Source organism: Pseudomonas emilianonis (genome assembly GCF_023072625.1).
GTDB classification, from domain to species: domain Bacteria; phylum Pseudomonadota; class Gammaproteobacteria; order Pseudomonadales; family Pseudomonadaceae; genus Aquipseudomonas; species Aquipseudomonas paraveronii.
Genome location: NZ_JAKNRV010000249.1, coordinates 1 through 7,916, shown reverse-complemented (window position 1 = coordinate 7,916; position 7,916 = coordinate 1). Strand labels below are relative to the sequence as shown.

Annotated in this window: 9 protein-coding genes and 2 pseudogenes; 7 read left to right on the top strand and 4 right to left on the bottom strand. The window is 60.1% G+C overall.

Annotation, left to right across the window (positions count from 1 at the left end; genetic code table 11):
• Positions 1-113: 113 nt before the first annotated feature.
• Positions 114-872: pseudogene (locus L9Z73_RS21105) on the top strand (ATP-dependent helicase C-terminal domain-containing protein); the annotation flags it as partial.
• Positions 873-904: 32 nt separating this feature from the next.
• On the opposite strand, the gene L9Z73_RS21100 reads toward L9Z73_RS21105, so the two are convergent.
• Entirely contained in the window at positions 905-1,993 is a 1,089-nt protein-coding gene (locus tag L9Z73_RS21100) for an endonuclease/exonuclease/phosphatase family protein (protein ID WP_247405013.1), read from the bottom strand.
• A gap of 40 nt (positions 1,994-2,033) precedes the next feature.
• The gene (locus L9Z73_RS21095; RefSeq protein ID WP_247405010.1) at positions 2,034-2,693 is read right to left on the bottom strand and encodes a YciC family protein; all 660 of its coding nucleotides are present in this window, start codon (positions 2,691-2,693) and stop codon (positions 2,034-2,036) included.
• Positions 2,694-2,873: 180 nt separating this feature from the next.
• Here L9Z73_RS21095 and L9Z73_RS21090 point away from each other — a divergent pair, with 180 nt between their 5' ends.
• The 3 genes from L9Z73_RS21090 (at position 2,874) to L9Z73_RS21080 (ending at position 4,890) form a co-directional block, all read left to right on the top strand.
• Complete coding sequence (locus L9Z73_RS21090) at positions 2,874-3,626, top strand: DUF2076 domain-containing protein (RefSeq protein ID WP_247405009.1); 753 nt, start codon at positions 2,874-2,876, stop codon at positions 3,624-3,626.
• Between the two features lie 129 nt (positions 3,627-3,755).
• Entirely contained in the window at positions 3,756-4,232 is a 477-nt protein-coding gene (locus L9Z73_RS21085; RefSeq protein ID WP_017848308.1) for an NYN domain-containing protein, read from the top strand.
• 46 nt (positions 4,233-4,278) lie between these two features.
• On the top strand, positions 4,279-4,890 hold the full coding sequence (locus L9Z73_RS21080; RefSeq protein ID WP_247405007.1) for a 3'-5' exonuclease: 612 nt from the start codon (positions 4,279-4,281) through the stop codon (positions 4,888-4,890).
• A gap of 156 nt (positions 4,891-5,046) precedes the next feature.
• Here L9Z73_RS21080 and L9Z73_RS21075 read toward each other — a convergent pair whose 3' ends face one another.
• Positions 5,047-5,343 (bottom strand): DUF6124 family protein, encoded by a 297-nt coding sequence (locus tag L9Z73_RS21075; protein ID WP_017848305.1) that lies wholly within the window; start codon positions 5,341-5,343, stop codon positions 5,047-5,049.
• Between the two features lie 582 nt (positions 5,344-5,925).
• Between L9Z73_RS21075 and L9Z73_RS21070 the strand changes: the two are divergent.
• Positions 5,926-6,183: pseudogene (locus tag L9Z73_RS21070) on the top strand (acyl carrier protein); the annotation flags it as partial.
• Positions 6,184-6,208: 25 nt separating this feature from the next.
• Here L9Z73_RS21070 and L9Z73_RS21065 read toward each other — a convergent pair.
• Positions 6,209-6,670 carry an Lrp/AsnC family transcriptional regulator gene (locus L9Z73_RS21065; RefSeq protein ID WP_247405006.1) on the bottom strand — a complete coding sequence of 154 codons (462 nt, stop codon included), beginning with the start codon at positions 6,668-6,670 and terminating at the stop codon, positions 6,209-6,211.
• Between the two features lie 160 nt (positions 6,671-6,830).
• Between L9Z73_RS21065 and yedA the strand changes: the two genes are divergently transcribed.
• Both yedA and L9Z73_RS21055 read left to right on the top strand, forming a co-directional pair.
• Positions 6,831-7,727 (top strand): drug/metabolite exporter YedA, encoded by an 897-nt coding sequence (gene yedA, locus L9Z73_RS21060; protein WP_247405004.1) that lies wholly within the window; start codon positions 6,831-6,833, stop codon positions 7,725-7,727.
• A 60-nt stretch (positions 7,728-7,787) separates the two neighbouring features.
• Positions 7,788-7,916 (top strand): DEAD/DEAH box helicase (locus tag L9Z73_RS21055; protein WP_247405016.1); only part of this gene is annotated, 129 nt, incomplete at its 3' end.

The window sequence follows — 7,916 nt, the reverse complement described above, 5'->3', positions numbered from 1 at the left end:
ATGCATGATGGCCACTCATGCAAATTGCACGAAATCAAAAATCGCTATTTTTTACAACTCATTGATTTTTAAAGACTTATTGTAAAGCAGTGAGGTGGCACAATCACTGCACCTATCACTCCATGCTCGCCGAACAAGTGCGCAACGTCGATCAATTGGATTGGGACGAGCGCGAAGGCGTGCTGCGCGCCGAACGCCAACGCAAAGTCGGCGAACTGGTGCTCAGCCGCGAACCCCTCAGCGGCCTCAACGAAAACGCGCGCAGCCAGGCGCTGGTCAATCTGGTCCGGCGCAAAGGCCTGGAGCTGTTGCCCTGGACCCCGGAACTGCGCCAATGGCAGGCCCGCGTGAGGCTACTGCGCGAGCTGGACACCGGCAAAACCAGCGAATGGCCCGACGTCAGCGACAGCGCCTTACTCGCCAGCCTGGAACACTGGCTGATGCCCTACCTGGGCAAGGTCTCGCGCCTCAGCCATTTCGCCAACCTGGATATTTCCAGCTACCTGCACAACCTGTTGCCCTGGCCGCTACCTCAACGCCTGGACGAACTGGCGCCGCAGCATTTGAAAGTGCCGTCGGGCTCCTCGGTGCGCTTGGACTACAGCGAGCATCCGCCGATTCTGGCGGTGCGCCTGCAGGAATTGTTCGGCCTGGCAGATACACCGCGCATTGCCGGCGGGCGCCAGGTGGTCAAGTTGCACCTGTTGTCACCGGCACGACGGCCGGTGCAGGTGACCCAGGATCTGGCGAACTTCTGGCGCAGTACCTACGCCGAGGTGAAGAAGGATCTGAAAGGGCGCTATCCCAAGCATTACTGGCCGGATGACCCATTAGTGGCCGAGGCCACCGCCCGAATCAAACCCCGCAAGTAAGCGTGACAGCGATTCAAATGTGGGAGGGGCGGTTATTGCGCGGCCGGCAGCAGAAACCGTGCAATGACCGGCAGATGGTTGGAAATGCGCAACGTATCCGCTTGCCGCACCTTCGCCTCCACCCGCTTGATCCGCGAGCTGTAGAACAGGTAATCCACGGTGCGATCCGGCCCGTCAAGGCTCGGGTCATTGGGAAAGTGCGTCAGCCACTTCTCACGATCAATCCCGCTGGACTCGCTGTTGCTGGGGATCATCGGGTATTTGTCCCACAGCAGATGTAGCTCGCTGTCTGGCGAATACTGCCCGCGTTTACCGGCATCCAGGCGCAGGAATTGCCCCAGCGGCAGCACATTGAAATCCCCGCCGATCAACCAGGGCGTCCCGCGGCCTTCGAATTTGTCGAGTAGTTTCACCGTGGCCTGGATTTGTTCTTGCACCGCACTACGCCCCGGCTCGTCGCCCTCCAGACGGGTGTTGAGCACCGCCAGTTGGCCGCCGTCGCTCAGCGGTAGGTAGGTCAGCAGCAACGCCGGTTTGGGTTGGAACTGACGGCTGATGAAGTTGGCAGGCGGCACGGGCAGTTGCAGGCGTTCGGCGTGTTCGATCTGGTAGCGACTGAGGGTTACCAGCTTGCGGCCGACGCTGCCAAAGATATGCAGGTTGGGGATAAAGTCGGCTTTCCAGTCGAAGGCCTGGGCGCTGCAGGGGTAGAGGTCGGCCAGGCGCTCCTGGAGCAGCGTCACCTGGTCTTGGTAGTGGGACGGCTTGGCGCCTTCATCGAGTTCCTGCAACAGCAGGATGTCGGGCTGTTCGTCGCGAATCACCCGGGCCACCTCGTCGAGGCTGAAGGCCATGTCTTCGACGGTGGGGCGGTCGTCCGGGCCGCTGCCGTCGGCTGTGTCGTACCAGAACACGTAGTTCTTGCCGGCCAGGTACTGCACGTTCCAGGTCATCACCTTGAGCGCCTGCCCGGGCAGCAGGGTCGGCGCACGGGGCGCGATGCAGCTTACGGGCAGGGTTTGCTTGTCGGCGGGGCGCCAGGTCAGGCTGTAGATCAGGGCCGTCAGCAGGCCTGCAATAAACAGCAGGCCCAGCAAGGTGATGCGCAAGAAACGGGTCATCGGCTCGGCTTATAGCGTGTCAGGAGTGGCCCCGAGCATATCACCGCACGTCGGCATCGCCACCGATCAGCATGAATAAACGGAACAGCACCACACTGGTAAACAGCTGCAGGAAGCTGTGCGCACTGTCGATCAGCACCCCCAGCAACGGCGCGGGCTCGGGATACGCCGCCACGCTGGCGCCTTTGAGCAGCCACAGCGGCGTCATTACGCACAGCAGGCACACCAGGATTCGCCAGAAATGCCCACGGGTCAGGCGTAAACTTTCCTTCATCGCCTGCAGTGCGGGCATACCGCGCAGCACCAGCAGGTACTCGGCAAACGCGAGCACCACCATCAGCCACAGGCCGGGTAGGAAATACAGCGACAGCCCGAGCAATATCAGCAGCGTACTCATCGCCGTCAGCAGGGCGAAGCGCGGCCACAGGGTCAGGGCCATGGCCCACACATCCTTGGTGCGCGGCGATTCGCCACGGGTGCGGGCGTCGAGAAACAGGATCAGCGCGCCGGTGTACAGCGGATACACCAGCAACCCCACTATCACGCTGTAGCCGGGGAATGCGTCCGGGCCGAGCGTGTGGTCGAGCACCTGTTGCAGCAGGGCTTCGAGGATCACCAGCGGCAGGCATAGCTGGACGATGGCGCCCAGGTTGTGCCGGGTGAAGCGGAAGGAGTCGCGCAGTACGTCTAACGGATTCATCAGAGTCATCACAGGCCGAAAAAAGCAGGGGCACACTTTAACCGATAGGTGCCGTGAGCAAGCAAACGTAAACCTTGAGTAAAGACCATTGAAACAACTGGTAACACCCCCATAACTAGGAGGACCGGGCCTGATCACAGGCCGGACCATGATTTCTACCGGCAATCTAACGAGGTCGCCATGAACAGCGAAGAGCAAACCCTGATCGATGGACTGTTTTCTCGGCTGCAACAAGCCGAAACGGACTCAGCCCCCCGCGACGCCCAGGCCGAAGCGCGGATCAAGGAGCATATGACGCGCCAACCGGCGGCCGGGTACTACATGACCCAGTCGATCCTGGTGCAGGAACACGCGCTCAAGAGTCTCGACGCGCAGAACAAGCAACAGGCGCAACAGATCCAGCAATTGCAGGATGAACTGCAGCGGGCCAAGTCCCAGGCGGCACAACCGGCGCCGAGCAGCGGTGGCTTTCTGTCGAGCATCTTTGGCGGCGGTCCACGTGATGCACAACCGACACAGAGCGCTCCGGCCTCTTCGGGCGGCGGCTGGCGTGAACCGGCACGGCCCTCTTTCGGGCAGCCCGCGCCGCAACAAAACTACGCAGCGCCGCAGCAGAATTACCAACAGCCTCAACAACCCGCCGCCCCAGTCGGCAGTGGTTTTCTCGGTGGCGCCCTGAAAACCGCCGCAGGCGTAGCCGGTGGCGTGATGCTGGCTCAAGGTATCAGCAGTCTGTTCAATCACAACTCGCAACAGCCGCAGGTTGTGGAAGAAATCATCCGTGAAGAACCGGCGCCCGCCAGTGACAACGGCAACTGGGGCAACGATGACCAGAAATTCGCGGGCAATGATAGCTGGGGCAGCGACAACGCCTCGGACAGCTTCGCCGATAGCGATTCCTCTTCCTTCGATGATGACGATTCCTTCGTCTGACGCACCCAGGCCCGGGGCGCTTTGCCGCCCCGGGCTGATTTTTCCCGGAAACTTTCCCGTGACTGGCATACTGGCAACCTTTGCGGACCTTCGCGTCCGGGGTCCAAGCGGCAGTCATGGGGAAGTGCGGTGAAGAAAATTGCAGTGTTCGCCGATGTACAAAACCTCTACTACACCGTGCGCCAGGCGTATGGCTGTCACTTCAACTACGCCGCCCTGTGGGCTGACATCAGCTCGCGCGGGCAGATCGTCGAGGCGTATGCCTATGCCATCGACCGTGGCGACAGCAAGCAGCAGCAATTCCAGCAGATCCTGCGCAACCTGGGCTTTACCGTGAAGCTCAAGCCCTACATCCAGCGCAGCGACGGCTCGGCCAAGGGCGACTGGGACGTGGGCATCACTATCGACATCATGGACGCCGCCGCTAACGTTGACGAAGTGGTGTTGGCGTCCGGCGACGGTGACTTCGACATGCTGCTCGACCGCATCATCCACAAGCATGGCGTCGAAGCCGTGGCCTACGGCGTGCCGGGGCTGACGGCCAACTCACTGATCCGCGCCGCCAGCCGCTACGTGCCGATCGAAGGCGCGTTGCTGCTCAAATAAGCGCTGCGGCTCAATAAATAAATGCTTAGACGGAGTTGGAACAGGTTTGGAACGTATAGCGGTCATCGACTTTGAAACCACCGGCATTACCCCGAGCAGCCACTGCCGGGCCACGGAAATCGCGGTGGTCATCCTTGAGCGCGGCCAAATCGTGGACCGTTACCAGAGCCTGATGAACGCAGGTGTGCGCGTGCCGGGCTTTATCGAACAGCTCACCGGCATCAGCAACGCCATGCTGCGCAGCGCGCCACCGGCCGAGCGGGTAATGAACGAAGTCAACGAGTTCGTCGGCACCACACCGCTGCTGGCGCACAACGCCGCGTTCGACCAGAAGTTCTGGGACTTCGAACTGGGCCTGATCCGCCGCACCCGCCTGCAAAAATTCGCCTGCTCGCTGCTATTGGCCCGCCGCCTGATGCCTGCGGCGCCCAACCATAAACTCGGCACCCTCAACGCTTTCGCCCAACTGCCCCACACCGGCAAGGCTCACCGGGCCATGGCCGATGCGGAAATGGCCGCCAACCTGACGGCGCACCTGGCCGAGCAACTGCGCCGTACCCATGGCTTGCGTGAGCTGTCCCATGACTTGTTGTGTACGTTGCAGAAAGTGCCAGCGGCGAAGATCAATGAGCATTTGAAGAAGCATCGCGGGTTCTGAGCCCGAGCGCGCTTTCAAGAACAATGAAACTCCAAATGTGGGAGGGGGCTTGCCCCCGATTGCAGTGTGTCAGCCAGTACATCTAGTGACTGACACTCAGCTATCGGGGGCAAGTCGAATCGTCGCACCGCCCCTCCCACATTGGTTATGCGGTGCCTATCGAGGCTGCACACACTCCAGCGCCCGATCCACCACTCCCTTCGCCATTTCCACCAAATGCATCACCGCCCGTTGCTGCGCGTTCATCGCCTCACCCGGCAAGTGCGCAGTTTTCACCGCGCAATGCAGCAAGTCCGCCGCATGGGCGAGGGCATCTTCGAGGCTCAGGTTGTCATTCAGGATGAAGGTGGGCGCATCCGGGGCGGACGCTTTGAGGTAGTAGTCGATGGCGCGGCGGTTGAGCAGGGCGTCTTCGCTCAAGAAGTCTGGTGGATCGGGGGTGACTTTGACCATGGTGGAACTCCTTGCAGGAAGAAGTTGCAACCGTCCGCTTGCACGCGAATTGGGGTGGCAACTGTACGTAGGTGTGCAAGACCGGGGCAAGGAGCGAAACCCAGCAGGCCCGAAGGCCTCCCACGCACAGCCGCCATAATGGGCGAACGCCAAGCATCAAGCTGGGCATTAATAAGCTGTATGTTGATTTGTGGATTCTACTTGCCGTCGGACTTGCACGTCCGGCCACCGAACATTCGATGACTGAGCGAGACTAGCGACCTGATCCGACGGAAACAAGGCCGTGGAATTCTCTAGGAAACGTCCCGCAAATGAAAGGGATCGGTCTTGCTGGCCATTGAAATAGCGGCTCTTTGTGGGGACTTTTATCTGCTGTTTGAATAGTCAGTAGGCTTCAACCTGCTGCCACGTCGGACCTTTCTGTATTTCCCCTTCTTCCGTCAATCGCCTTTTGCTGCGATTTAACATCTTGCCCGTCATATACGAACAAGGACTACATCGGGCGAGGCATTCCCTTCGTGGCTGCGGGGTTGGCTGTCTTTGATCTAATCAGTATTGGTAAGTGTGCCTACGAGGCAAGAAATGGAAAGTAATCTGACCCGAGCCGAGATCAGCGAAAAGGTTATTCAACTGTTCGTCGATATCATCGGCTTCATCGACCGCAGCCAGGTGACGGAGCAAACGGATTTCATCCATGACTTCAAGATCATCGATGACGATTTGACTTGCTTTGTCATGCAGATCAGGTGGCAATTCAAACTGCGCGCGACTCAGGCAGATTGGGATCACATCACCACCCTTGAGCAAATTGTCGACTTGATCGTTCAGCGTTCAAATCTGCAGTGCGGCCCCCGATGGCGCTGGATCAGCCACCACTTTTCCCATTCCCCTCCAACTGCCCCAACGGCACCCGCCGCTCTATCGCGCTCGACAAAATGATCGAGGTCTTGCTGAACCCGAACTTCGCTATCCGATTAATCAAACTCTCCAGCTCCGGCATCGAACCCACCGCCGCTTGCATGATGACGCACGGGTCGCCGGTCACCCGGTGGCATTCGGTCAGTTCGGGGATTTCGGCCAGGGCGTCGTACACCTTCTGGCTGCCATGGTTGGTCAGGCGAAGTTCGATCACGCACTGGATCGGCAAACCCACTTTGGACAGATCCACCTTGGCCTGGTAGCCGGTGATCACGCCGCTGGCTTCCAGCTTGGCCACGCGTTCGGCCACGGCCGGGGCGGAGAGGTTGACCGTGCGCGCGAGTTGCGCGAAGGAGGCGCGGCCGTCTTCGAGCAGGGCACTGAGGAGCATGCGGTCGTATTTGTCCATGAAAAGGCTCCAGCGCTAGGCGGCTTTCGAAAACATGGTTTATAGCCCTCATAACCATGCTTTGAAAAGTGTATGGGCGGTTTAAACAGGTTTTGTAACTTATGTTTATGCGCCTGGCTTTTTAGAATAAGCCTCTCTTTTTCTGCCACAGAGCTGCCCAATGCCTGGCCCACGTCGCTTTCCCTTACCGTTGATCGCCGCCTTTTTTGCGTTGTACGTGATTTGGGGATCTACCTACCTGGTGATCCGGATCGGTGTGGAGTACTGGCCGCCGCTGTTGCTGGCGGGGATTCGGTTTTGTACGGCGGGTGTGCTGATGTATGCGTTTTTGCGCTGGCGCGGGGTGCCGGCGCCGACGTGGGCGCAATGGAAGGCTGCCGGGATGATCGGGATTTTGCTGCTCACCTTCGGTAACGGTGGTGTCACGTTGGCGGAGCATGCGGGCGTTTCGTCCGGGGTCGCCGCGCTGGCCGTGGCGACCGTGCCGCTGTTCACCTTGCTGTGTGGTTACTTCTGGGGCGCGCGCAATACCCGGCTGGAATGGGCGGGGGTGATTCTGGGCATTGTCGGCATCGCCATGCTCAACATGGGCAGCACATTGCAATCGAGCCCGATGGGCGCGGCTTTGCTGTTGTTTGCCGCCGCCTCGTGGGCATTCGGTTCGGTCTGGAGCCGGCAACTGTCGCTGCCCCAGGGCGCCATGGCCAGTGCAGCGGAAATGCTGGTGGCCGGTGTGGCGTTGTTGATTGGCAGTGCGGTGTCCGGTGAGCGCCTGCAAGCCATGCCGCCGCTGGAAGGCTGGCTGGCGCTGGCCTACCTGACGGTGTTCGGCTCGATCATCGCCTTCAATGCGTATATGTACCTGCTCAAGCACGTGCGCCCGGCGGCCGCGACCAGCTATGCGTATGTGAACCCAGCGGTGGCGGTGTTGTTGGGGATTGTGTTTGTCGGCGAGTCCATCGGTATCGAGGAGGCGTTGGCCATGTTGGTGATCATCAGCGCCGTGCTGTTAATCAGCCTGCCCCAGTGGCGAAAGCCTGGGCCGAAAATAAGGTAAACTGCCGCGCATAACGCCTTTTTACCCGCTTAGGCGCTGAATTTTCCCTACGGTAAACACATGACTTTCGCCACACTTGGCCTGATCGAACCCTTGCAGCGCGCCCTTGAGACGCTCGGCTACCAGACCCCGACGCCGGTGCAGGCGCAAGCCATTCCGGCGGTGCTGGCCGGCCGTGACCTGATGGCC